The sequence below is a fragment of the Pseudoalteromonas sp. US3C1004 genome, from assembly GCF_048401065.1.
Classification (GTDB): domain Bacteria; phylum Pseudomonadota; class Gammaproteobacteria; order Enterobacterales; family Alteromonadaceae; genus Pseudoalteromonas; species Pseudoalteromonas undina.
Genome location: NZ_CP183073.1, coordinates 3,052,780 through 3,078,602, shown reverse-complemented (window position 1 = coordinate 3,078,602; position 25,823 = coordinate 3,052,780). Strand labels below are relative to the sequence as shown.

Genomic DNA, 25,823 nt, shown 5'->3' with positions numbered 1-25,823 from the left:
ACTCTTTATTGCTGAAAGAAAAAAGGAAGGCTTTTAATTTCTGACAAGTCTTCTTGGCCTTGGCTTTGAACAATCGAAAAATCACTTAATTCAATCAGTTCTTTTTGTGCATTAAATGCAACAGATAGACCAACTACGCGAGCAAGAAATTTATCATTTTTTCCATCACCAACAAACGCACATTCAGAAGCGTTAACACCATACTCTTTTGCAATCTGTTGCATAAAGCTTGCTTTACCTTCGTTGTCTGTAGGTAAAAGGTTATAAAAATCTAGGTTACCGCAGTCATCGAAAAAGTACTCACATGCACTAAAAGCATGATCTATCTTTAGCTCTCGTTGTACTTTATCGGCTAAAGCCTTTATTCCACCACTAATTAATACAACCTTGGCATTAGTCGCTTTTATTGATGTTATTAGCTCATGTGCACCATTATGTAACTTTGCTGATTTTACAATTTCATCTACATGCCATTTCTTAAGACCATGCTTTTGTTGAATACGAATTGTATCTTTCATCCAGTCTAAGTAGCCATTATATTCACCAGCGTTCCAGCGATCTTTTGACAACTCTTCTTCTAAGTAACACTCCTCACTAATTAACTTAGCTAAAACAGTCCAAGCGCTAGGAGCAACTTTTCCATTATCTAAAGAGAAATCTTTTTGGAGTAATGTGCCCTCCATATCGAAGAACCATATTTTAGGTATGAAGTATATTTTTGAATTGCTCATTTATATCTCTAGCTACTAAATCAAGTTCATTTTAGCATACTGATGAAATAGTCCTTAAGCTTTCTTTGTGGCTATTAAGTACTTTGTGGTTAGCAAACTATAGAGCACTCAAAGTAACTTTCAAAGGAAGTTATTAACACTAAATTCATTACTTAACCTACACAACTTAGCCAAGTAGTCTAAATCTAGGGGGGTATCTTATTGACCACTAAAAAAGAAATGAACCATGCAACATTCTTTTTTTATCAAATATGATTCTTATTATGGCTTAACCATAAACTTATGCAATAGAGCCAGTAAATGCTGTAAACTTATAAGTATTAGTTGAGGTGATAAATCGAAATTACTCACCCAGTACCCCACACAGTACCCCATGGTGTTATGGGTTGAAATAAAAGGTTTACATATCAAATGAGTAGAGCAGGAATACAGTGGTTCCCTGGGCACATGAATAAAGCCCGAAATGAAATTAAAGAAATAATGCCACAAATGGATGTGATCATTGAAGTGCTAGATGCGCGCATTCCTTACAGTAGCGAAAACCCGATGGTGGCTACCCTGCGTGAAGGTAAACCGGTCATCAAAATTTTGAATAAGGCCGATTTAGCTGACCCTAAAATGACTCAAGCGTGGAAGGATTACTTTGAGCAAGAAAATGGCGTAAAAGCGATTGCATTTGGTAACGATAAAGCGGCTGAAGTGCATCGTATTAATGAGCTATGTAAAAAGTTAGTGCCGCATAAAGTTGGTGCAGATAAGCAAATTAAAGCCATGATAATGGGTATTCCAAACGTAGGTAAATCTACGCTTATTAATGTGCTTGCTGGGCGTATAGTGGCTAAAACAGGTAACGAGCCTGCAGTAACTAAGGCGCAGCAACGTATTAAGCTTGATGATGGCATTATGCTTTACGATACGCCAGGGATGCTGTGGCCAAAAGTAGAAAACGAAAACTCAGGTTATCGTTTAGGCGCAACCGGTGCGATACGTGATACCGCTATTGAGTACGAAGAAGTAGCAAGTTACACCGCTGAGTATTTATTGCATGCTTATCCTGAGCTTTTAAAAGCACGTTATAAGTTAGATGAGCTACCAGAAAGTGATTGGGAGTTTGTTGAAATGGCGGGTAAAAAACGCGGCTGTATTCGCGGTGGTAACCAAATCGATACGTATAAAATGTCAGAAATTCTAATTAATGAATTACGAGATGGTATTATTGGCCGTATCACCATGGAAACACCTACCATGCGTGAAGAGGAAGAAATAATGGTGGCTGGATTGCGCGCTGCTGCAGAGGCTAAAAAGCAAGCCAAAGAAGAAGAGAAAAAACAACGCCGAGCACGTGCACGAAAAAACCGCCGTTAATTTTTAAAGCGTAGGTTAAAGCCTTACGCATTAAATTACAGACATAAAAAAAGCCCGTAAGGGCTTTTTTAGTTTCATATCTACCGTCACCGATATGAGCAATGTAGCAAGTAAATGAGTAGGGCGGAAACAGGTCATAAACAGCAAGGGGCGTTGTGATTTAAAACAGGTTTCCATAGCTGTTAGCGTGCGCCACACGTCTGTTTTAGGGTCGAGAAACAAATGAATTTTTCAGTCACAAAAAGCAATGTACCGCCTTCTTGTTGATAGTGATTATCAGTTAGATTTGAGTGGTTGTCAATATCTTAATGCAAATAATTCTCATTAACTTTGAGCTGATTGTATATTAAATTACAGGCATAAAAAAAGCCCGTAAGGGCTTTTTAGTTTCATATCAACCGTCACCGATATGAGCAATGTAGCAAGTAAGTAATAGACGATTATCTGCAATCAATATCAAGGGGCGTTGTGATTAATAACAGATAATCTTGGCTTTAACGTGAGCCACACGTTGTTTCAGGGTCGAGAAACAAATGAACTTTACCGTCACAAGAAGCAATGTACTTCCTTCTTGTTGAGATTGATTATCAGTTAGATCTAAATAACTGTCAATACCCAAATGCAAATAATTCTTATTTTAATTTTTTGTTCATTTATAGCACTAAAGTAAGGGCTGTAAAACGGATTTCATGTTGCGGGGAAAACACTACTTTATAGCTACTATTAAATAAGCTGAAGCGAAGCTACTGGGAAAAAGTAGTCTGCCACTAACCGGTGTTGCCTGTATTAATAAAGTAATTACGGATCTAGCCTTATTAGAAATTAAAGACGGCGCTTTTCACTTATTAGAACGCGCCCCCGGTGTAAGTGTTGATGAAATTAAAGCTAAAACGGCGGGTAATTTAGTTATTTGTGACAAAGTCAAAACCATGACTTTTGAGTAATTTTACTAATGATGGGCATGGAGCAAAATAATTTTATATGCTTCATGCCATCACTGCATTGCACTTACTAAGCACTTAATTCATTTAAATTCAGTTTATAACGGGCCCCTATCAAGCCCATCTCATACCCCAAAATATCTTTAAAGCAAGTTTTTTATAAATTGATTGCATTTTAAGCGACTTCAATGGTGATGTTCGCTTTAAGTAATGCTATACTCCCGCCGAATAATTTATCGACTTTATTAAGAGTAAAATTAATGGCAGATTTATCGAAGTACAGAAACATTGGTATTTTCGCGCACGTTGATGCGGGTAAAACCACAACTACTGAGCGTATCCTAAAGCTTACAGGTACAATCCACAAAAGCGGTGAGACACATGATGGTGAGTCTACTACCGATTTCATGGAGCAAGAAGCTGAGCGCGGTATTACTATCCAGTCTGCGGCAGTAAGCTGTTTCTGGAAAGATCACCGTTTTAACGTTATCGATACTCCTGGACACGTTGACTTCACAGTTGAAGTTTACCGTTCACTTAAAGTATTAGATGGCGGTGTGGGTGTATTCTGTGGTTCTGGTGGTGTTGAGCCACAATCAGAAACTAACTGGCGCTACGCGAACGAATCAGGTGTTGCACGTATTATTTTCGTAAATAAATTAGACCGTATGGGTGCTGATTTTTACCGTGTAACTGAGCAAGTACAAAAAGTACTTGGTGCTGTTCCATTAGTTATGACTTTACCAATTGGTATTGAAGACGAATTCGTAGGTGTTGTAGACGTTTTAAACAAACAAGCATATGTTTGGGATGAGACAGGTCTTCCTGAGAACTACTCAATTGTTGACGTTCCTGCAGACATGGTAGAAAAAACTGATGAATACCATGAGTTCCTAGTTGAAACTGCTGTAGAGCAAGACGATGACCTAATGGAAGCGTACATGGAAGGTGAAATGCCTTCAGTTGAAGATATCAAGCGTTGTATCCGTAAAGGTACTCGTGACCTTGCGTTCTTCCCTACATACTGTGGTTCTGCATTCAAAAACAAAGGTATGCAATTAATCCTTGATGCTGTTGTTGATTACTTACCAGCTCCTACAGAAGTTGATCCTCAACCTCTTATGGATGAAGAAGGTAACGAAAACGGCGAGCACGCAATTGTATCTGCAGACGAACCTTTCAAAGCGTTAGCATTCAAAATCATGGATGACCGCTTTGGTGCGTTAACATTCGTACGTATTTACTCTGGTAAGCTTAACAAGGGTGACACTATCCTTAATGCATTTACTGGTAAAACTGAGCGTGTTGGCCGTATGGTTGAGATGCAAGCTGATGATCGTAAAGAACTGACTGCAGCACAAGCGGGCGATATCATCGCTATCGTTGGTATGAAGAACGTGCAAACTGGTCACACTCTTTGTGATCCTAAGCACCCAGTAACACTTGAGCCAATGGTATTCCCAACTCCAGTAATCTCGATTGCTGTACAGCCTAAAGATAAAGGCGGTAATGAGAAAATGGGTGTTGCTATCGGTAAAATGGTTGCAGAAGATCCATCTTTCCAAGTTGAGACTGATGAAGATTCAGGCGAAACTATCCTTAAAGGTATGGGTGAGCTTCACTTAGATATCAAAGTAGATATCCTTAAGCGTACTTACGGCGTAGACCTTATCGTTGGTCAGCCTCAAGTTGCTTACCGTGAAACTATCACTCGTGAAATCGAAGATAGCTACACGCATAAGAAACAATCTGGTGGTTCTGGTCAGTTCGGTAAAATTGATTACCGCATCAAGCCTGGCGAAGTGGGTTCTGGCTTTACATTCTCTTCATCAGTTGTTGGTGGTAACGTACCAAAAGAATTCTGGCCTGCAGTTGAGAAAGGCTTCAAGTCAATGATGGGTGAAGGTGTTTTAGCTGGCTTCCCAGTACTTGACGTTGAAGTTGAACTTTTCGACGGTGGCTTCCACGCCGTGGATTCATCTGCAATTGCTTTCGAAATCGCTGCTAAAGGCGCTTTCCGTCAGTCTATCCCTAAAGCGGGTGCACAACTTCTTGAGCCAATCATGAAAGTTGACGTGTTCACACCAGAAGATCACGTAGGTGATGTAATTGGTGACCTTAACCGTCGTCGTGGTATGTTAAGCAATCAAGAAGCTGGTTTAACTGGCGTTCGTATTAAAGCTGACGTACCGTTATCAGAAATGTTCGGTTACATCGGTTCACTACGTACAATGACATCTGGTCGTGGTCAGTTCTCTATGGAGTTCTCACACTACGCGCCATGTCCACAAAACGTAGCTGATACTGTAATCGCTGCAGAAAAAGAGAAAAACGCTGCTAAGTAATTAGCACTCTAACTCTTTAAAAAAACCCGCACTTGCTGCGGGTTTTTTATTGTTTAACTTTTATAAAGCATGATTGATTTAAAGATAATGAAGCCCGTCGTATTAAATGAGCATGGTTAAAAAAAATGGTAAACGCAGCTAAAAAAAAGGAGCAACACAAGGTTGCTCCTTTTTTATTTGTAGTGGTATTAACTTAGCTTATTTGCAGTTTTTGTGATGAGTGCTTTAAACTTCTTTCGATGTGATTCACTACTAAAGTTCTGAATAGGCATTGTCACTTTATGTTCTAATGGTAACAGCGGTGTTGCTGTTGAATAACGCCCTACAGGTGGAACGGCTATCTCTTTGAGGTGTACTTTAAGAGCTGCTAATGTTGCATCATTATCTACTTCACTCGGGCAGAGGAAAATGCCCCACTGCCTTAGCTTAATGCCTAGCTTGATACTACTTGAGTAACGCACAATAGGAGCAGCGAGGATGAGCCCTAATAAAATAGGAGATAACCACCAAAAAAAGACCGGTGTAAAGTAATAAGCAACGCTACCCCATACAATGGCAACAAGCGAAGAAAACAATGTATAACCAAACGCTTCTTTCCATGGCACCATTCTACCTTCACGCGGTTGAGCATCCCATTTTACTTTTTTGCCTAAAAATACACAGACTACAAAGTACGCATGAAATACCATCATCAATGGTGCCACAATAATAGCAAAAATGGTTTCAATGATAGATCCTAAAATGAGCTTTAATGCACCACCAAAGCGCTGTTTACGGTGCACTAAAGTAACAATGACGCCCATAAGTTTAGGTAATAACAAAATAATAATTGTTAGGTAAAGTAATGAGTCAATGAGATCTGTTTTGGCTATTTGCCAAGTCGGAAATAACTGATAGGCACGATTAAAGTAGACATCACTATTTAAAGCACGTGTTACCGCATCTATGGTACTTAATGCCAGCATAGACAACCAAATAAGAGATGAAATATACGCTGTTGCACCTAGTAAAAAGTGCAGTTTGCTCATTAGCTTTAGCTTTGCTGATGAAAGTAAACCTAGGTGTTGAATATTACCCTGAACCCAACGTCTGTCTCGTACAGCATAATCTAAGATATTACTGGGAACCTCTTCATAACTGCCTTCAATATCGGCAAGTAATAATACGTCCCAATTTGCGCTATGTAATAGAGAAGCTTCCACAAAATCATGGCTTAAAATTTCTCCACCAAAGGGGGCTTTACCTTTGAGTGTTGGCAAGCCACAGCAATCAATAAACGCACTAACACGAATGATGGCATTATGCCCCCAGTAATTGGCTTTATCGGTTTGCCAAAAAGCAGAGCCAGTAGCTAACATTGGACTATAAAGAATCGAAGCAAACTGTAAAAAGCGTCCAAAAAAAGTATCTTGGCGCACAGGAATAGGAATAGTTTGAATCAATCCCGCTTGTGGGTTATTCAGCATGCTAGTAGTGAGTTCTAGCATGCATTGACCCGTCATCACACTATCAGCATCCAATACAATCATATGCTCGTATTGGCTACCCCAACGTTCGCAAAAATCAGTTAAGTTACCTACTTTACGATGTTTATTATCTTCACGACGACGGTAAAATACTTGTTTTGCTGTATCGCCAAGGCGTTCACATAAAGCATGCCATGCGCTTAATTCATTACTAGCAATAGTTGCGTCTTGTGTATCGCTCAGTAAATAAAAATCAAAGTGTTTTAATTGCCCAGTGGCTTTTAACGATTGCAAGCTCACTTCAAAACCAGCAATAACTCTATGGGTGTCTTCATTATAAATAGGCATAACTACAGCCGTTTTTTGCTGTGATAGTGCTTCATTGTTAATGGAGATCGGTTTTATTCTTCTTAGCGTGAGCGGATCTATACGAAATAGCTGTAGTATAAAACCAATGCAGCCACTACAAAACGCGGTGACTATCCAAGCAAAGGTAATAGAAAACAAAGCAAGCAGTGCATACTCAAGCAAGGTCATGCCATTTGAGTTTAAAATTTCAAACATAATTGAAATGCCATAGCCTGAGAGGCCAATAGCAGCTATAGCAAATAACCATACGCGAAGTGTTTTAAAAGGCATTGGTGTGCCAGTACTTTGTTTACTTGATGTCATTTGGATACCAAACATAGCTCCATACCTCGCTCACTGCTTTGTTACGTAGCTTTAGCGATAAACGCATATCTACAGGGTTACTGTCTTCTGGGGCGACTTTGAAGGCAACTCGCCAGCCTAATGATTTTGGCAGCTTTTGCACTGTAATATCACGCGCTTCACCTGTGGTAAGTTGCAAGTCTGCGCTAAGTACTAATTTTTCAGATAATTGATTGATATCAGAGCCAGTAAAGTCAACAGTAAACTGACGATGACTCTTTGGAGGTGGGTTATCTTCACCAGGCAATGCTGCACTGCCAATGCGTGTTCTAGCCACTTTAGCCAAATTATTTTGGCTTAGATAATCATTAAAGGTCGATATTTTGTAACTAAACTTTAATGCTTCTCCTGCTTTGAACGGCTTTTCAGGAACCCAATAACTTACAATATTATCGTTAGTTTCAGTATCTGTTGGAATCTCAACAAGCTCAACACGGCCATTCCCCCATTCACCTTGTGGTTCTATCCAAAAGCTAGGGCGGTCATGATAATGCGCTTCTATATCAAAGTAGTTATTAAAGTCACGGTCACGCTGTGCAAGGCCAAAGCCTTTAGGATTTTCATATGAAAAAGAGGTTACGCTAAGTTGGGATGGATTATTAAGTGGACGCCATACCCAGTTACCTTCTTGTGATTGCGTGAGCAAACCGTCTGAGTCGTGTACTTCAGGGCGATAATCATCAAAAAACTTGGTACTATTTTCACCGTGATAAAACATACTCGTTAATGGTGCTATACCAAGCTTTTTAACATCTTTACGGGCAAAAATTTGCATGTCGACGCTAACACTTGTCTGCGTGTTAGGGTCTATCTCAAACTTGTAAGCTCCCGCTACTGATGGACTATCAAGTAAAGCAAAAATAGTAATATTAGTTTGCTCGGGTGTTGGTTTAACTAACCAGAATTCTTTGAATGAAGGAAACTCTTCACCAGATGTTTGTGCGGTATCAATCGCCAGTCCTCGTGCAGATAAACCATAAACTTGGTTAGGCCCAACTAAGCGAAAATAAGAAGCGCCCTGAAATACCATAACCTCATCTTTATAGTCATCGTTATTTAATGGGTAATGTAATCTAAAACCAGCATGCCCTAACTGCGTACCTTCAATACTTTTTGCTATTTCATCTTTTAGGTGTGCTGCTGTTCCATCATATTGATAAAACTCAGTGCTAAATGGAAGGCGGCTAAGCTTTGCATTTTGATCAACGATATTGATTTTTACTGGCGTTTTATATAAAAAACCGGGGTGAAATAATTGCAGCTCATAAAGCCCTTCATCTTTCCATACCGATTGGCCTTGCTTAAAGCGGATTGAGCGGTAGTCTTGATAATCAATACTATTAAGCGCATCTAACTGTATTTCTTTCGGTGCAATGTAATCTTGTTCAGCAAGCTTTTTAGCTCGCGCACTTAGCACATCAAATAAACTGCTCTGCGGTATTGCGGCTTCAAGTGAAGTTGCAGCCATGGCGCTGTTAGTTCCCCACAGTGAAAAAACCATCAACATCCCAAACAAAGGCTTTTTAAAAACCCTTTGATAAGTAGATATAAGGTGAATGCGCGCTTTCATTTTGAATCCTTTATAAAAAAATATGTTTACTGCTAAGATTGACGTTTATCTCAGTTGCTCTTGGTATGGATTAGAAGGACAAGTTGTTTATCACTTTCAATCAAGCCGCTATAACGCATTTTGACTTTTCGAAAAACAAACAGTGTTAGAGTTACTTTGAGTTAGATATGTACTAAGTCAATGCTTGCATAGATAATAAGCAGTGCTTGCTGAAGCCTGTCTGAATTACATTTGTATATAAAATAAAAAAAGCCGCGAATGCGGCTTTTGAGTTACTTCAAGTAGATACTGGCAACAACTTTAAGTCATGAACCGGTTATTGAAGTCGAAGTTAATCAGCATATTTGGTTGCTTTATAAGTGAGTTTTACATTGCCAAATGGTAAAAAGCCATTTACGCGGACTTTCCATTTACCCGATTTAGGATTGGTAAATGTACAGTTTTCTGCGTTTCCTCTACTAATTGATGCGCAGTCACTTCTAAACAAAGTCGGGCTTCTTTTGTGTCTAACAAATAAGTTTGCATCGCCCCATCCACCGTCTAGGCTAATAGTTAGCTCGTCATAACCTTCAGGAATATCAATGCGGTAGTTTTTCCACCAAAACCAGCCGCGAATATTATCAATTTCACCGGTGATCACCTCTGGTTCTGGCTCAGGTGGCGCGATAATCGTTGAACGAATATCGACAATAACAGGGTCATGATCTGATGCTCTATAAGGTCCTTGAGCATACAAGCTTGATTGCTGTGCGTCAGATTTAAATTCAACATTATAATCAAGTGAAATAGGCTCATCGGCGTTAATATGCCAATCACTGGCGCTCACTACTTTACTTAATAAGCTCGGGCTTGCTAGGGCGTGATCTAAACTTCCTGCACGACCAGAAAAGCTGTAAGAATAACCTAAGGTGTTGCCATCTAACTCAGCAACCACATTTTTAAGGCCCTTATCAGCAAATGCGCGGATAGGATCTTCCATTGCATACGCGTTCATGTCGCCAACAAGAATGATATCTTCATCATCAACTCCTGTTGGTTTGCCATTTAGCCAATCAGCAAATGCATTTGCGCCAGCAGTTCGAATTTCATTCCAACATGCTTGACCGTCACCTTGATCTGCATTGCCGCCAGTGGCACTTCTACAACCACCTTTAGATTTTAGGTGTGCTACGGCAACAGTAAAGACTTCTTCTGTATCTAAAGATTTAAAGCTTTGTGCAATTGGTGCACGGTTGCTGTAATCGAAAGGCGCATCGGTAGTGATTGCGGCAGTACCCACTTGCTGCACTTTATCAGCACGGTAAATAAGCGCAGTCGTGATAGCGTCGGTGCCGATTTTATCAACACCAAAATCCACGAATGCATACTGATTTTGACTATCAGCGTCATTAAGTGCATTTACTAAGCTTGCAACAGCACTGAATTCACCAAAGCCGTCATTTTCAATTTCCATTAAGCCAATCACATCCGCTTGCAAAGCACTAATAGCGCTGACTAGCTTGGCTTGTTGGCGAATTAACTCGGCTTCTGAATCAGCACCACGGCTAGTTGGAAAACCACCGCCTTGGCCATCGCCATTAAAGTAGTTAAGTACGTTAAAGCTGGCAACACGTAAATCAGCGTCAGGGTTTAACTCTGGTGCATCGGTGCGTGGATTGGTTGCTATAAACTGAGGTGTTGTTGTTGGGTGAATGCGATAAGTACTAAAGCTATAAGCTAACGCACCTGTTACAGAATTTACTGTATCGCCTGTGCGTAGAGTATTCTCTGCTGATAATCCTGGGACAGGGTAAGCGATAGGATCGCGGTTTTGACGAGTTGAACCATCATCTAAGAGTATTTTTTTATTTATATTTTGCGCTTCAACCGCATTCGCAGCCGCGCCAGGAAGTGCAACTTGAGTACCTTGGTATAAGCGTTCAGTAGCAAGCTCTAGTTCACCATATCGACCTAAACCATAATTGTTAGTAACAATAAGTGGTTGCTCTAAGGTAACCAGCATACCTTCAAACGCTTCTAATTCACTTTGATCGGTAACGGGTAAAGTAATTTTAATCGGGTAAGCTGAAAGACCGGTGTCACATATAGCAACTTGACTAACATTGCCAATTTGGGTGGCATCAAAATATTCTTCAACAGTACCTCGTACGCGAACGTGGTCACCAACATTAACATCAGTATTAGTAAAGTAAACAAATACCCCTTCAGAGGTAAGTGGGTTTGTATCTTCATCATAACTTAGTGAGTTAACAAAAAAGCCTTTGAGCTGATCATCAGCCTGGAAGTCAGCTGTTACTACACCTTCAAACTCAACAACAGTGTTAACCATTGGGCTGCTTGCGCCTTCGCCTTGAATGCTGCTAATTAATGTTTTATTAGCGCCACATAATAAAGGCTCTTCAGGTTCTGGGTCTGGATCAGGGTTAGGTGAAGAATTCCCTGCAAAGATACCTAAATCACTAAAGTCATCTTGATCAAATTGCAGCCATAGCTCACTTGGATTAAAAGCGCCATCGGCATCAGTGCGTCCGTTTAGCTCGGTTTCTTTGCGGCGCAATGTTTTATTTTGTGTTTTCACGCCCCCTTCTGACCAAAATGAACCCGGGTCTACACCGCGCTGGCCAAAGCTATCAATAACCACAGAGCCTTGAGTAAGTACCAGCGCATCATCGCCATTAAAGTTAGTCACGGCGCTGAGTTGGTCAGCTTTTTCTTTTAGTTCTGCTGATGCATTCCCATTAACAATGACGTAAGTGCTGTTTGCAGCAAGTTCACCAGTTAAATCGAATGTATTATTTGCATCTGTATTGCCATTTGAATAGAGGCTTAGCGTGTAGCCATCTAATGACAGAGGGGTAGTCGAATTATTAAATAGTTCTACTGCTTTATTATAGCTACTGCCTTCTACGTACTCAGATATAACGAGGTTAGCGGTAGCGGGTGCACTGAGGCTTGCTAATACAAGCGCCAATGGCGTTATTTTTGTTTTCAACATTATTATTTTTCCCGTGTTTTTGTTTCCCCAAATGGGACGCTTAGTGTAATGAAAAATAATTACAAATAGAATACAGAATGTTAACAATGTCGAGATTTGCTTATTTTTTGAGGTTGAAAATACGTTGTGTTTTTAGTTTTGGGTAAGGAAGGGTCTATGTAGTGTGGTTACTTCCCAGAAATGAGAGTAACGCAGCATAAAAAACGGGCTGCCTTTAAATATACAAAAGGGCAATAAAGCCCTTTTATATCAATATGTCGTTATTATTTATTTAAATAGCGAGCAGCTTGCTTAGCAAAGTAAGTCAGGATGCCGTCTGCGCCAGCGCGTTTAAATGCTAATAAAGATTCCATAATAGTAGCTTCTTCGCTCAGCCAGCCATTATCAATAGCGGCTTTATGCATCGCGTATTCACCACTTACCTGATAAGCAAATGTTGGTACACCAAACTCATCTTTAACACGGCGTACAATATCAAGGTATGGCATACCAGGTTTAACCATTACCATGTCGGCGCCTTCCTGAAGGTCAAGCGCGACTTCGCGAATTGCTTCATCTGAGTTAGCAGGATCCATTTGGTAGGTTTTTTTATCAGCGCCTTTTAAGTTACCAGCAGATCCTATGGCATCTCTAAATGGGCCATAGTAGCTAGATGCGTATTTAGCTGAGTAAGCCATAATACGAGTGTGAATAAAGCCATCCGCTTCGAGCGCTTCGCGGATTGCGCCAATACGGCCATCCATCATATCTGATGGAGCAACAACATCGGCACCTGCAGCTGCATGTGATAATGCTTGTTTAACTAATATTTCAGTGGTTACATCGTTTATTACATAGCCTTCGTCATCAATAATGCCGTCTTGCCCGTGAGTAGTAAATGGATCGAGCGCCCCGTCAGTGATCACCCCAAGTTCAGGGAGGGCTTCTTTTAAAGCACGAACAGTGCGTTGTACTAAGCCATCATCGTTATACGCTTCTTCGGCATATAATGATTTTTTATCTGCAGGCGTAACAGGGAAGATAGCCACCGCAGGCACACCTAAATCAACTAATTCTTTAGCTTCTTCGATCAGTAGATCAATTGATAAGCGTTCAATACCGGGCATCGATTCAATGCTTTCACGACGGTTTTTGCCTTCAAGCACAAAAACCGGGTAAATAAGATCATTAACACTCAGCTGATTTTCAGCCATAAGGCGACGAGAGAAATCATTACGGCGCATTCTACGCATGCGAGTATATGGGAAAAGGTCTAGTCCAGATTGGGCCATAAGTATACGCTCCTACTGTGGGATTGAAAAATTAACCACTTGATTGCGGCCATGTTGTTTTGCTAAATAGAGTGCCTTATCGGCATAATCAGTAAATAGTTCAGGGTTATGAATATCATCGGCAATTTGAGTATAAACACCGGCACTAATGGTAAAGTCGATAATAGTACCAGCTACATTCACACTATTATTTGCTATTGCTAAGCGTGTCTGTTCTGCAATGACCAGTGCACCTTGGTTATCAGTATTAGGTAGCAAAATGACAAATTCTTCACCACCATAACGTGCTACTTCATCTAGTGGGCGCTTAAGCTGTTGTTTAATGGTATCAGACACAGCCCTTATAACTTGATCGCCGGTTAAGTGGCCATAGTTATCGTTAATTGACTTAAATTTGTCGATATCTAACATAATAATGCTCAGTGGCGTTTGTTCGCGGCGCGAACGACGAATTTCCATAATTAGTTTTTTATCGAAAAAGCGCCTATTTTTAATGCCTGTTAAGGCATCTTCCATATTGAGTTGTTCAAGTTCGCGGTTTTTATCTTCTAATTCCCTCAGTGTTACTTGTAACTCAAAGGTGCGTTCATCTACTTGGCTTTCAAGCTCTTGGCGGGTGCGCTCTTGTAATTCAATCCGCTCATTTAATAGCGCATCTTGTGCTGTGTTTTGTGCAATTAATGCTTGCTGCGCTGTTACTTGTTCATCGCGTTGTAATATAAATAACTTTATGACGGTATAACTTAAACAAAATGAGCAACCTAAGGACGCTGCAAAGGTTATCATTAAGCTAGTTCGAGTCACTGCATAAAGGTCGGTTAATGCAATGGCAAAATGAATCACAATAATGAAAAACAATAGAAGAGCAATTAATAAGCTTTTATTAGGGTTTGTCGGTTGCTGGCGCAAATAAAGTAATGTAGTTATCACGTGGTAAATAAGAATTATAGGTATAGTTGAGATGGCAAATAAAGTCACACTGGGAGTAGGTAATAACCATATAAAACCGATAATTAACGCATACAGTGTCGTAATAGCAGTTTGACCCTTGAGTAGCTTAGAGGCGTTAGGTTTGCACACATGCCGCTGTAAGGGTAGAAGCAGTATTGTGATCAGCATAAGTAATAGAGGCAGCATTAACTGTTGCAAGCCTGCTATGCTTGAGGGAGCATAACGAAGCCCAAAACCACCTATATAAGCTAAAAACAGGCTAAGCATCAATGTAATCACACCGGCATAAGCAAAATAATGTTTACGTGAAAAAGCAAATAAAACTATGCTACTGATAGCCAGTGAAAAAATAAATCCAATCAGCAATCCATAGAGCAGGTTAATCATACTTTTATGGGCTAATAATGCATCTTGTTGCCATAAGGTGAGAGGGACGCGAAGCCCAATTCCCGCATTATTATTAACTTTGAGGTAAACGGTGGTTTTGCTGTTAGCGGGAAGAGTTAATTTAACCAGCAAAGACTCACTTCTAATCACTCTATCAGATAAAGGCAGAGCATCACCAATATGTTCCGATTTTAGTTGCTCCTCACCTATAAAGTGGTACAGGTAAATATTGTTCAGAAGTGGGTTGTCGAACGATAGGATTGGCTCTATTGGCTCATTAAGGTAATTATTTAGTTGAAATTGAATCCACACAGGCCGAGACTCAAGGCCTAAATTAAGTGGCTTATTATTAAGTAGCAGCCATTCTTGTAAATTGCTTTGTCGTGCATCTTCTAATGAGGCAGGAACAAACGAATAATGAATACCTTCTATTTTTTTTGAATTAAATTCGCTATTTATCTCGATTGCATTTGCAGGAAAACAGGATGCATAAAACACCATAGTGAATACCAGCAAAGCGCAAAAGGTTCGCATTATTTTTTCTCTATTCCAAACAAATGATTGAAGTTTTCACTCGTATGCTTTGCAACATCACATGCAGGAATACCATAAAGCTGAGCAAGCGTGTCACAAACATAATGCAGCAATGCTGGCTCATTACGTCTTGATTTTGGCTTAGGTTTAACAGTGCGAGGGATTAAAAAGGGTGCATCGGTTTCAATTAATAAACGCTCAATGGGAATGCTTGGGATCAGTTGTTGTAATTCTTTGCCGCGTCGTTCGTCACATACCCAGCCGGTGATACCAATATAAAGGCCCAAATTTAAGTAACCTGCGAGTGCTTGTGCATCACCAGTAAAACAATGCAGTACACCGCGTACAGTAAACTCATTTAAAATAGCAAGCATGTCGTCACTGGCGTCACGTTCATGCAAATAAACGGGCAGGTTTAGCTTTTCAGCTAATGCGAGTTGACGACGAAACACATCACGCTGCACATCTCTTGGAGAAAAGTCGCGATTATAATCTAGCCCGCACTCACCTATGGCAATAACCTGCTCATGTTGAGCTAGCTGAGTGAGTTGTTGCTCAAGTTCATAGGTTGCTGTTTTTGCATCATGAGGGTGAATACCTGCGCTAGCATATTGACCATAGCGTGCAGCAAGTGCTAATGATTCTTCACTGGAGCTGATATCGCAGCCAATAATTAGCATATGCTTAACGCCGACCTCTTTTGCCCGAGCGAGCACTTCTTGATGCTGACCATCAAATTGATGATTAGTTAAATTTACGCCAGCATCAATTAAGGTGTATTGCATTACTGGGTGCGTTTTACACGAATTGAACGGTTTTGATCTGCTTTTTTAAGTAAAAAAGAGTTGAATACCCCACGGCTAATAATAACGGTATCGCCTTCATCTAATCTCAAGCTATCTGAACCAATTTGACGCCACTGCTGATTATTCTCTAAAGTAATAATTAGCTCACCATAAGGTGCTTTTTTAACAGATGAAATCATTGATGTAATAGACTTTTCCCCATTTTCAGTAATTTCTTTGTGTTCTAAACCAAATTCTTTTTCTTTGATAGCCACGGGTGCTGTTACGGTAGGCGTGTCAGCTTTTACATTAGCTTGAGCAGGTTGCTCTGGCTGTTTACGGGCTGATTGAGAGAGTGATTTTCCGGCAATGGTGTTGTCATAGCATAGTAAGCGATTAAAGTCATTTTCAGTAAAACTACAGGCTTGCAACGCTTGTTCATTGATAGGAGTTGCGGCTAAAACCGGTACGCTAACTAAAGCGAGTAAAGAAAGTAAGTGCTTATTCATATTATTCCTCAGATTCTTGTTGTGGTTTTGCGGTATAAAATTTCGCTAAAATTAAGCCAAGCTCAAATAACAGCAGCATAGGCAGTGCTAATAGAGTTTGTGATAAAACGTCTGGTGGCGTTAAAAACATCGCCACTACAAATACGCCGACCACTATATAAGGGCGCTTTTCTTTTAGGCTTTGTGTGGTTGTTGCACCGCTCCAACAGAGCAACATAATCGCCACTGGAATTTCAAATGCAATGCCAAAAGCAAAAAATAGCTTAAGAACAAAGCCTAAATAGCTACTGATATCGGGCGCAAGCGTCATCATTTGCGGACCTGCACTGGTGAAAAACCCTAAAATAATTGGCAGTACTACAAAGTAGCAAAAAGCAATGCCACCATAAAATAAGAAAATACTGGAAGCTAATATGGGCATCAGCATTTTCTTTTCGTGCTGATATAAACCTGGGGCTATAAATCCCCAAATTTGATGTAAAATCCAAGGGATGGCCGCAAATAAAGCAACAAACAAGGTTAGTTTAAAGGGAGCAAAAAATGGCGCAGTGACATCCGTTGCTATCATAGTGGCAGTACTAGGTAAATGAGCGACTAGAGGAGCAGCTACAAACGTATAAATATCGTTTGCAAAGTAAACCAAACCAATAAATATCACTAAAATACTCAATAGCGATTTTATCAACCGGTCACGCAACTCGATTAAATGAGCGACAAATCCTGATTTTACTTCTTCAGTCATTGTTTTCTATACCTGCATTAAGCGCATGAAAAAAGAGAGTGCCATAATTATTTAGAGTCATCTGTTGCTTGGTTATTAGTGGCTTGGCTTTGATTTTTTTTATAGCTGTGAGTAACTGATTGCGCTGCTTGTTGCAGCTCAGAAACAGAGTGTTGTAGGTCAGGGCTTAAATCTTTAAGACCTTGTTGCTCTGCTTTTTTTAGGTTTTCATGTAGCTCGTTTACACGAAGCTCTTCACTCACTTCAGCTTTTACTGAGTTAGCCATTGCTTTGGCTGTTTTAACCCAGCGGCTTACGGTTCTAATAGCAACAGGTAAGCGTTCCGGCCCTAGTACTACCAAGCCGACAATAAATACCACAACAAGCTCCCACATTCCCATGCTAGTTAAACCTTGTCGTTATCTTTAGTTTTGCTAGTTGTACTTGAATCGATTGGTGTTGATTCTGATGATTTTTGGATCTGTTCAGTTTTATCTTCGCTAGCTTGTTTTTCAGCATTTTGGTCATCAGACATAGCTTTTTTAAAGCCTTTAACTGCGCCACCTAAATCACCACCCATACCGCGTAGTTTTTTTGTACCGAATAAAAGTACAATGATTGCAAGTACAATTAATAATTGCCAAATACTAATACCACCAAAACCCATGGTTTTCTCCTGCTTTTAAGCCATAAAATAATAAGGTTAAGTGCTGATTATACGCCCAAAGTGGCAAATAGCACTTAGTTTATGAGCGGCGCCAAGCCGCTATAAAGCCAATAACAGCACAGCTTAAGACAACGCCAGCAGCGATTAAGTTGTGTTGTAAATAAAATAAAGCTGAGACAATCATCGCAGCACTACTAAACAGTCCTAAAACCAATGGTTTATGTGAAACCTTAATTTCAGGTGCGTGAGAGTGTGGTGCTCGCTTTAAATTTTGATAAATTAAATCGGGTAGTTCAGGCATTTTTTCTGCCCAAAACGGTAAGTTTGCATACATTTGCTTTAGCACAGACAGCGGGCCCACTTGTTGTTTAACCCAGTCTTCTAAAAATGGTTTTGCTGTTTTCCACAAGTCCAGTTGTGGGTATAGCTGACGACCTAAGCCCTCAACATACAACAAGGTTTTTTGTAATAATACGAGTTGCGGTTGAACCTGCATATTAAAACGACGTGCGGTATTAAATAAGTTAACCAATACATGACCAAATGATATTTCAGCTAGTGGTTTATTAAAAATAGGCTCGCACACGGTGCGAATAGCAAATTCAAACTCTTCAATGCTGGTATCAGGTGGTACCCAGCCTGAATCAACATGTAGCTGTGCTACTTGGCGGTAGTCGCGGTTAAAAAAGGCAATGAAATTTTCAGCTAAATAGCGTTTATCTTCTTTGTTAAGAGTTCCAACAATACCGCAATCTATACCAATATATTTAGGATTATGCGGGTTTTCGCGTGACACAAAAATATTACCTGGGTGCATGTCAGCATGAAAAAAACTGTCGCGGAATACTTGAGTAAAAAACACTTCTACTCCGCGTTCTGCTAATAACTTCATGTTGGTGTTTTGTGCCATCAACGCTTCAGTGTCCGAAACCGGAATACCGTAAATACGCTCCATAACCAGTACATTACTGCGGCTATAATCACTATATACTGTTGGAATGTATAACGATTCTGAACCTTCAAAGTTACGCTTTAATTGAATGCCATTAGCGCCCTCACGCATTAAGTCGAGCTCATCGAGCAATGTTTTTTTATACTCTTTAACCACTTCCACTGGGCGTAATCGCTTGGCTTCGTTAATTAACTTACCGACAACCTTAGCCAATTTTTCCATTAGTGCTAAGTCAGCGTTGATTTGTTGCTCAATATTAGGGCGAATAACTTTAATAACAACATCTTGCGATTCGCCTTGAGGATCAACAAGGGTAGCAGTATGCACTTGAGCAATTGAGGCCGATGCCAAAGGTATTTGTGAAAATTCGCTAAATAGCTGGCTAATATCATCTATTTCTAATGCTTTTTCGATGATTCTCTGGGCTAGTTCACCCTCGAACGGTTCTACCTGATCTTGTAAAAAGGCTAATTCCAAGGCGATATCATGAGGCAGTAAATCGCGCCGAGTTGAAAGCATTTGGCCAAACTTTATCCACACAGGGCCAAGCTGTTGTAGTGCTAAACGAAGTCTTAAGCCAGGAGGTTTATCTTTGTGTTGGTTGCGCAACCAAAACAAACTGCCACGAGCAAGTTTAGCAAACCAAGGTACTTTATGTTTGGGTACAAGCTCATCAAGTCCGAAGCTAAGCAGGGTTTTAGTTATGTAATACAGTCGGGCAGTTGACACAAAAAATCCTTAGCGCGTTAAAGGGCTTTAATTAGGGCGTTAATACGTTGCTCAATGGCGGCAACATGGCCTTTTAGTGCTCTATTTTGTTGTTTAAATTGCTCAAGCTCTAATGGGTGAATGGTGATTGCCAGTTCGTCTTGGCACACACTAATAAAAGTATTATCGAGCTGAGACTTTGCTTTTTTACCTTGCTGCTTAAGCGACTGCAAGTGCAAATAAAGTTGTTGTGCAGGCGCGTCGCCAATATGCTTTGCTAGTTGCTCTGGCCAATCAATCTCTACACTTGAAAAGGCTGAACTATAGTGTTGAGCTATATTTAAATCGCCTTGTAAATCAAGCTTATCTTGGCGAATAAGTTGAGTCAGCATGGCTGGGTTTTTCAGTGCTAACAACGTATCTATATTGGCGCTGATCATACAATCAGCGTCAGCATGTTCGAATGCAGTGTAAAGATGTAGCTGCTGATTGGCATAAGTAATGGCTATTTTTTGCTGCCAGTCTCTAACCTCAACTAATAAGCGCTGATGCTCTACCGTTTTTAGTTTATCGAGTAAGCTCGGATCGAGTTTAAGCGCTTGATTTAATACTTGCTCAATAAGCGAAAGTACAAAGCTCGGTAGCATAAAAAAACTGCCTGCAGCCGGTTGTTCTTTACTGTGTTCTTCAAGCGCCATAAATTACTAACCTTAGTATTTAAATCCACGATGCAGGGCAACAATGCCACCAGTTAGATTTTGATAAGTCGCTTGCTCAAACCCTGCTTCCACCATCATCGCTTTAAGGGTTTCTTGATCTGGATGCATACGAATTGACTCTGCTAAGTATTGGTATGATTCACTGTCGTTAGCAACTAGTTTACCCATAGTAGGTAAAATGTTGAAAGAGTAAAAGTCATACGCCTTGCTGAGAAGCTCTTGCTCTGGTTTTGAAAACTCAAGAATGAGTAAACGACCACCTGGCTTTAAAATGCGGTACATAGAGCGCAATGCTTTATTTTGGTCGGTGACATTACGTAAGCCAAAAGCAATCGTAATTAAATCAAAACTATTATCAGGGAAAGGTAAGGCTTCGGCATTCATTTGTACGTAATCAATGTTGCCTACAAGGCCTAAGTTATGCAGCTTTTCGCGGCCTACTTTTAACATTGAAGAGTTTATATCACCTAAAACAACCTGACCGGTTTCGCCAACAAGCTGGCTAAACTTTGCAGTTAAATCGCCAGTACCGCCGGCTAAATCTAATACATGATGACCTTTACGAATACCTGAGCTGGCAATTGTTTGACGTTTCCATAAACGATGAATACCAAAAGACATGAGATCATTCATAACATCGTACTTTGTCGCAACAGAATGAAATACATCAGCAACCATAGAAGCTTTTTCGGTTTCGGCAACAGTTTTATAGCCAAAATGCGTGGTCTTTTCAGGGTTCTCGTTCATGATTAATCTCTATCGTGGTAATAAAGACTAGTGTACTTGATTGTGCACCAAGGGTGCAATTTGAATATGATTTATCAGTTAATTTTATTGTTTGAACAGTGTACTGGGTTATTGAGATGCGCGTGATTTAAACGCCGCGTTTGAGGCACTTTTAACTAGTTGGTTAAAGTCGCCTTGTTGTTGTTCCGTAATCCCTAATGAGAGAGAAATGGGAGGGAGTTTTAGATCGCTTTTTGAACTTATAAAGCGTAGTTTTTCAACTCCAGTTATTACTTTTTCTGCAATCAGCTTAGCAGTTTCTGGCTCAATGTTAGCAAGTAGAACAATAAATTGGTCTTTTGCAGAGCGCCCGGCTAAGCCACTTTGTGAAACATACTTTTGAACTTGCTTAGCTACTTTATTTAAAATCACTTCTCCAATGGCATCACCAAAGTTATTAATAAAATGCTCTAAATTATCAATTTGAATGGCAATTGCTGAAATTGACTTGTCTTGTTTTAGCCATAATTGTGTTTGCTTAGTTAAATAATGGCGTTTGTATAAGCCTGTTTGTGGGTCAATCACATGTTGTTTGCGCAAGGTATTAAGTTGTTTTTTAGTGGCTTCGTGTAGTTTTTTTGCCTGGCTAAGTTCTTGTTTAAATTGTGCTTGTTGTGAGAGAAGTAACTGTGTTTGCTCATTTAACCTTTCTAAAGCGAGGCGGCTGTTAGCAATATTATTTTCATCTAAAGAATGCAAGCAGTCATTAACATGGCCTGCAAAATCGTTAAGTTTTTTTTCTGTTTGCTGTGCATTTCGCGATAGTGAATTGATCACGCCATTGACGTTTTCAATCATTGCTACTTCGGTTTTATGACCCTGATTTAAATATTCAAAATAGAGTTGCTCAATAAATAGCTCATCAATATTTTGATTTGCATCTATGGCATCATCAATAGCATTGTTAAGCGCAAAATGGATTTTACTAATGTATGTATACACAACTTGAAAATTTAAGGGGGTAGGAGGCAAAACATGATGCTCTAAAAACATACATACTTTTGTCATTTTTTCTTGTGCTATAGCCATGGAGTCATGGAACATCATTTGCAATTACCAACCAAATACGCATAAATGCTGATTTATAAAACTCGTCCAATGAGGCAATTTGCTTCCAAGCGCAGATACAATAATCATTATATCTGTGATTTAAAAGTAAAATGAGTCGTAGTTGATTAAAATGACGCTATAAATTCAATAACCGTTGCTTTTTTGAGCAATTACTCTAATTTTATTTATAGTTAAGTATTAACTTAAGTTAATAAAATGACTGCTGGCGTATATTTTTCGCAGTTGGTCGTATATCTATTTGCTATTTATTCAGCCTAAGATAGGTTTATCACATCTGTAACGTCATTAAGCTCAATAACTATGAATTTATCTCTTTCGAAAAAAATGCGCCTTTCCTTATTAAGTGTCACCTTAGTGTGCTCATTAAGCGCGTGTCAGCTCACCACAATTAACGCCGATCAGCAATTTACGCAAACGGCCGAAAGTATCGTCCAGTACCGCCAAAAGGTAAGTCCGTACAGTAATCCTAAGGGGGTTGATGGCTATTTACTACCTAACTTATCGGCTGACTTTTTAGCCCAGCAGTATCAAAAAAACACGCAGTTATTGGCTGATTTAGATGCAATAGATATGAGCAAGCTGAGTGACGAAAACCAAATTAACTACAGTATTATTCGAGCGCAAGTGCAAAATACTATTGATGAATATGTATTTAACGCGCACTACATGCCTTTAACGTCAGAATATGGCTTTCATTCAAGCTTATCGTTTATTGTTAATAGCTCGGATTATAAAACCGCTCAAGATTATCAAAACTACTTAAAGCGATTACAACAAGTGCCGCGCTTTTTTGAGCAAAACATAGGCTGGATGCGTAAAGGATTAGAAGTTGGTTTAACTCAACCCAAAGCGGTATTAATTGGCTACCAAGACTCTATTACTGCCTACATTGTTGACGATGTAACACAGTCTGAATTTTACAAGCCGTTTTTAAACAATACCGCGGGTTTAAGTGATAGTGAATTTATAGCGTTACAACAACAGGCTAAAGCCACTATCAGTGGCCAAGTTATTAAAGCCTATAAAGATTACTTAACTTTTTTTAATACTGAATACTTACCTGGCGCGCGCAGTGATATTGGTATTTCGTCAACTCCTAATGGCGAAGCCTTTTATGCAAATCGTGCTAAGTATTACACCACGACACAAATGACCCCAAAAGAAATCCATGAGCTGGGTTTAGCTGAGGTGGCGCGTATTCGCAGTGAAATGGAAGCGGTCATCAAAGAGGTGGGTTTTAAGGGCACGTTTGCAGAATTTATCCACTTTTTACGTACTGATCCGCAGTTTTACGCCACAACGCCTGAACAATTATTAAAAGAGGCCGCGTACATTGCCAAAAAAATGGATGCACAGTTACCTAAATTATTTCATACCTTACCACGCAAACCCTATGGCGTAGCGCCGGTGCCTGCCAATATTGCACCTAAGTACACTACTGGGCGCTATTCAGGTTCGAGCCGTGATGATCAAGCCGGTTTTTATTGGGTGAACACGTACGCTTTAGATAAACGACCACTCTATGCTTTAGAAGCGTTAACGCTGCACGAAGCCGTACCGGGCCATCATTTACAAATATCACTCAATGCAGAGCTTGAAAGCTTACCTAGCTATCGCCGAGATGCCTATTTATCAGCATTTGGTGAAGGCTGGGGGTTATATTCAGAGTACTTAGGGGTTGAGGCTGGTTTTTATCAAGACCCATATAGCAACTTTGGTCGTTTAACCTACGAAATGTGGCGTGCTGCACGTTTAGTGGTTGATACGGGGATGCATATGTATGGCTGGAGTCGAGAGCGTGCAATGAACTTTATGGCTGATAATACGGCGCTTTCATTGCATAATGTAAAAACGGAAACCGACCGTTATATTTCGTGGCCAGCACAAGCGCTGTCTTACAAAATTGGTGAGTTAACAATTAAACGTCTGCGCGCAGAAGCTGAGCAAGCATTAGGTCAACAATTTGATATTCGTGAGTTTCATCATCAAATATTACGCCATGGCTCAGTGCCTTTGTCGGTGCTTGAGCAACAAATACGTTTGTATATACAAGTGGAATTAGCAAAAACAGATAGCTAAAAGCGCATTATTTTGAAACTATAAAAGTGTGGTGTTATTTGATGGCATCACGCTTTTTTAGCATTTAAGGATAAGTAATGAGTCAGTTTATAATGTTCAGTATCGATGTGTTTGCCAGCCTATTTATTGTTGCATTGGGATTGCTGGTTGTATTAATTGCTATTTTTTATATTCGAGATGTTACGCAAACAAAGCATGCTATTAGGCGTAATTATCCCGTGATTGGACGTTTTCGTTATTTCTTTGAGCGCCAAGGTGAGTTTTTCAGACAGTATTTTTTTGCCCTCGATCGTGAAGAAATGCCCTTTAATCGTGCCGAGCGTAGTTGGGTCTACCGCGCGGCTAAAGATGTTGATCACACGGCCGCTTTTGGTTCAACTCAAAGTTTAGAGGCCACAGGCACAGTCATGTTTATGAACTGTGCGTTTCCTACCTTAGATGAAGAAGCCTTAGCGCCGAGCAACGTAACTCTTGGCCCTTACTGTAAATTTCCTTACACCACAAATTCGCTATTTAATATATCGGGCATGAGCTTTGGTGCGCTATCAAGCCCTGCTGTGCGTGCACTATCCAAGGGGGCAAAATTAGCAGGATGTTGGATGAACACAGGAGAAGGCGGCCTTAGCCCATATCACTTAGAAGGAGGTGCCGATATTGTATTTCAAATTGGCACCGCAAAATACGGTGTACGCGACGAGCAGGGAAATTTAAGTACAGAAAAGCTAAAAGCCGTTGCTGCACATCCAGCGGTTAAAATGTTTGAACTGAAAATGAGCCAAGGTGCTAAGCCAGGCAAAGGCGGCATGTTACCTGGACGAAAAGTGAATGCTGAAATTGCCAAAATAAGAGGCATACCCGAAGGGCAGGATTCTATTAGCCCAAATGGGCACCCAGAAATAAAAAATCCAAACGATATTCTAGACATGCTTACCACCATCAGAACTACAACGGGTAAACCGACAGGTTTTAAAGCGGTTATTGGTGAGCATACTTGGTTAGAAAGTTTATTTGCCGAGATTAATCATCGTGGCATTGAGTCCGCACCCGACTTTATTACTATTGATAGTGCTGATGGGGGCACAGGCGCAGCACCACAATCTTTATTAGATTCTGTGGGGTTACCGCTTAAAGAAAGCCTTCCTTTAGTTATACAGCTATTAAAGAAACACGGTCTTAGAGAGCGAGTTAAAATTATTGTTTCGGGTAAATTAATTGTGCCTTCCAAAGTCGCATGGGCATTAGCACTAGGAGCCGACTTTGTGGTTTCTGCGCGAGGGCACATGTTTGCACTAGGCTGCATTCAGGCTATGCAATGTAATAAAGATACCTGCCCAACAGGAATTACTACGCATAATGAACGTTTACAACGTGGTTTGAATGTTGAAGATAAAGCGCAGCGGGTCGCAAATTATAATAAATACATCCATTACGGGGCAGGGCTTATTGCACATTCTTGTGGCGTTACCAGTGCTCGCGAATTAAAACGCAAACATGTACGTATAGTACAAGAAAGCGGTCTTTCTGAGCCGCTAGATAAAATGTACGAGCATTACCATTAA

General features: G+C 40.2%; 19 protein-coding genes and 1 pseudogene. 5 read left to right on the top strand and 15 right to left on the bottom strand.

Features of this window, described 5'->3' with window-relative positions; genetic code table 11:
• Window positions 1-5: 5 nt before the first annotated feature.
• Window positions 6-683, bottom strand: a complete 678-nt coding sequence (locus ACNSN3_RS14415; protein ID WP_418607852.1) for an HAD family hydrolase — start codon at window positions 681-683, stop codon at window positions 6-8.
• A 459-nt stretch (window positions 684-1,142) separates the two neighbouring features.
• On the opposite strand from ACNSN3_RS14415, the gene ylqF reads away from it, so the two are divergent.
• The 3 genes and pseudogenes from ylqF (at window position 1,143) to fusA (ending at window position 5,382) form a co-directional block, all read left to right on the top strand.
• On the top strand, window positions 1,143-2,096 hold the full coding sequence (ylqF, locus tag ACNSN3_RS14410) for a ribosome biogenesis GTPase YlqF (protein WP_138561417.1): 954 nt from the start codon (window positions 1,143-1,145) through the stop codon (window positions 2,094-2,096).
• A gap of 734 nt (window positions 2,097-2,830) precedes the next feature.
• Window positions 2,831-3,040, top strand: a pseudogene (locus tag ACNSN3_RS14405) (succinyl-CoA--3-ketoacid-CoA transferase); the annotation flags it as partial.
• A gap of 257 nt (window positions 3,041-3,297) precedes the next feature.
• Window positions 3,298-5,382 carry an elongation factor G gene (gene fusA / locus ACNSN3_RS14400; RefSeq protein WP_054202747.1) on the top strand — a complete coding sequence of 695 codons (2,085 nt, stop codon included), beginning with the start codon at window positions 3,298-3,300 and terminating at the stop codon, window positions 5,380-5,382.
• A 188-nt stretch (window positions 5,383-5,570) separates the two neighbouring features.
• On the opposite strand, the gene mdoH is transcribed toward fusA, so the two are convergent.
• The 14 genes from mdoH to ACNSN3_RS14330 all read right to left on the bottom strand — a co-directional run bounded on the left by mdoH (window position 5,571) and on the right by ACNSN3_RS14330 (window position 22,143).
• Entirely contained in the window at window positions 5,571-7,535 is a 1,965-nt protein-coding gene (gene mdoH / locus ACNSN3_RS14395; RefSeq protein WP_418607850.1) for a glucans biosynthesis glucosyltransferase MdoH, read from the bottom strand.
• Window positions 7,507-9,129, bottom strand: a complete 1,623-nt coding sequence (locus tag ACNSN3_RS14390) for a glucan biosynthesis protein G (protein WP_418607848.1) — start codon at window positions 9,127-9,129, stop codon at window positions 7,507-7,509. The genes mdoH and ACNSN3_RS14390 overlap by 29 nt, the downstream gene beginning before the upstream one ends.
• A gap of 331 nt (window positions 9,130-9,460) precedes the next feature.
• Window positions 9,461-12,124, bottom strand: coding sequence for an ExeM/NucH family extracellular endonuclease (locus tag ACNSN3_RS14385; RefSeq protein ID WP_418607846.1), 2,664 nt, complete (start codon window positions 12,122-12,124; stop codon window positions 9,461-9,463).
• Between the two features lie 263 nt (window positions 12,125-12,387).
• On the bottom strand, window positions 12,388-13,395 hold the full coding sequence (gene hemB / locus ACNSN3_RS14380) for a porphobilinogen synthase (protein ID WP_138596591.1): 1,008 nt from the start codon (window positions 13,393-13,395) through the stop codon (window positions 12,388-12,390).
• Window positions 13,396-13,407: 12 nt separating this feature from the next.
• Window positions 13,408-15,267 carry a diguanylate cyclase gene (locus tag ACNSN3_RS14375; RefSeq protein WP_418607844.1) on the bottom strand — a complete coding sequence of 620 codons (1,860 nt, stop codon included), beginning with the start codon at window positions 15,265-15,267 and terminating at the stop codon, window positions 13,408-13,410.
• Complete coding sequence (locus ACNSN3_RS14370) at window positions 15,267-16,052, bottom strand: TatD family hydrolase (protein ID WP_138596595.1); 786 nt, start codon at window positions 16,050-16,052, stop codon at window positions 15,267-15,269. The genes ACNSN3_RS14375 and ACNSN3_RS14370 overlap by 1 nt, the downstream gene beginning before the upstream one ends.
• Complete coding sequence (locus tag ACNSN3_RS14365) at window positions 16,052-16,561, bottom strand: hypothetical protein (RefSeq protein ID WP_418607842.1); 510 nt, start codon at window positions 16,559-16,561, stop codon at window positions 16,052-16,054. Before ACNSN3_RS14365 ends, ACNSN3_RS14370 begins: the two co-directional genes overlap by 1 nt.
• Window position 16,562: 1 nt before the next feature.
• Window positions 16,563-17,303 (bottom strand): twin-arginine translocase subunit TatC, encoded by a 741-nt coding sequence (gene tatC, locus ACNSN3_RS14360; RefSeq protein ID WP_008108549.1) that lies wholly within the window; start codon window positions 17,301-17,303, stop codon window positions 16,563-16,565.
• A gap of 47 nt (window positions 17,304-17,350) precedes the next feature.
• Window positions 17,351-17,683, bottom strand: coding sequence for a Sec-independent protein translocase protein TatB (tatB, locus tag ACNSN3_RS14355; RefSeq protein WP_008108547.1), 333 nt, complete (start codon window positions 17,681-17,683; stop codon window positions 17,351-17,353).
• Window positions 17,684-17,688: 5 nt separating this feature from the next.
• Entirely contained in the window at window positions 17,689-17,949 is a 261-nt protein-coding gene (gene tatA, locus ACNSN3_RS14350) for a Sec-independent protein translocase subunit TatA (protein WP_008108546.1), read from the bottom strand.
• Window positions 17,950-18,028: 79 nt separating this feature from the next.
• The gene (gene ubiB, locus ACNSN3_RS14345) at window positions 18,029-19,630 is read right to left on the bottom strand and encodes a ubiquinone biosynthesis regulatory protein kinase UbiB (RefSeq protein ID WP_010392267.1); all 1,602 of its coding nucleotides are present in this window, start codon (window positions 19,628-19,630) and stop codon (window positions 18,029-18,031) included.
• Window positions 19,631-19,647: 17 nt separating this feature from the next.
• On the bottom strand, window positions 19,648-20,307 hold the full coding sequence (locus ACNSN3_RS14340; RefSeq protein ID WP_054202682.1) for a ubiquinone biosynthesis accessory factor UbiJ: 660 nt from the start codon (window positions 20,305-20,307) through the stop codon (window positions 19,648-19,650).
• 12 nt (window positions 20,308-20,319) lie between these two features.
• Window positions 20,320-21,075, bottom strand: a complete 756-nt coding sequence (gene ubiE / locus ACNSN3_RS14335; RefSeq protein WP_008108541.1) for a bifunctional demethylmenaquinone methyltransferase/2-methoxy-6-polyprenyl-1,4-benzoquinol methylase UbiE — start codon at window positions 21,073-21,075, stop codon at window positions 20,320-20,322.
• Between the two features lie 108 nt (window positions 21,076-21,183).
• On the bottom strand, window positions 21,184-22,143 hold the full coding sequence (locus tag ACNSN3_RS14330; protein WP_138570607.1) for a diguanylate cyclase domain-containing protein: 960 nt from the start codon (window positions 22,141-22,143) through the stop codon (window positions 21,184-21,186).
• 342 nt (window positions 22,144-22,485) lie between these two features.
• Between ACNSN3_RS14330 and ACNSN3_RS14325 the strand changes: the two genes are divergently transcribed.
• Window positions 22,486-24,264 (top strand): DUF885 domain-containing protein, encoded by a 1,779-nt coding sequence (locus ACNSN3_RS14325; protein ID WP_138596599.1) that lies wholly within the window; start codon window positions 22,486-22,488, stop codon window positions 24,262-24,264.
• A 77-nt stretch (window positions 24,265-24,341) separates the two neighbouring features.
• Window positions 24,342-25,823: an FMN-binding glutamate synthase family protein gene (locus ACNSN3_RS14320; RefSeq protein ID WP_075170763.1), complete on the top strand. Its 1,482-nt coding sequence runs from the start codon at window positions 24,342-24,344 to the stop codon at window positions 25,821-25,823.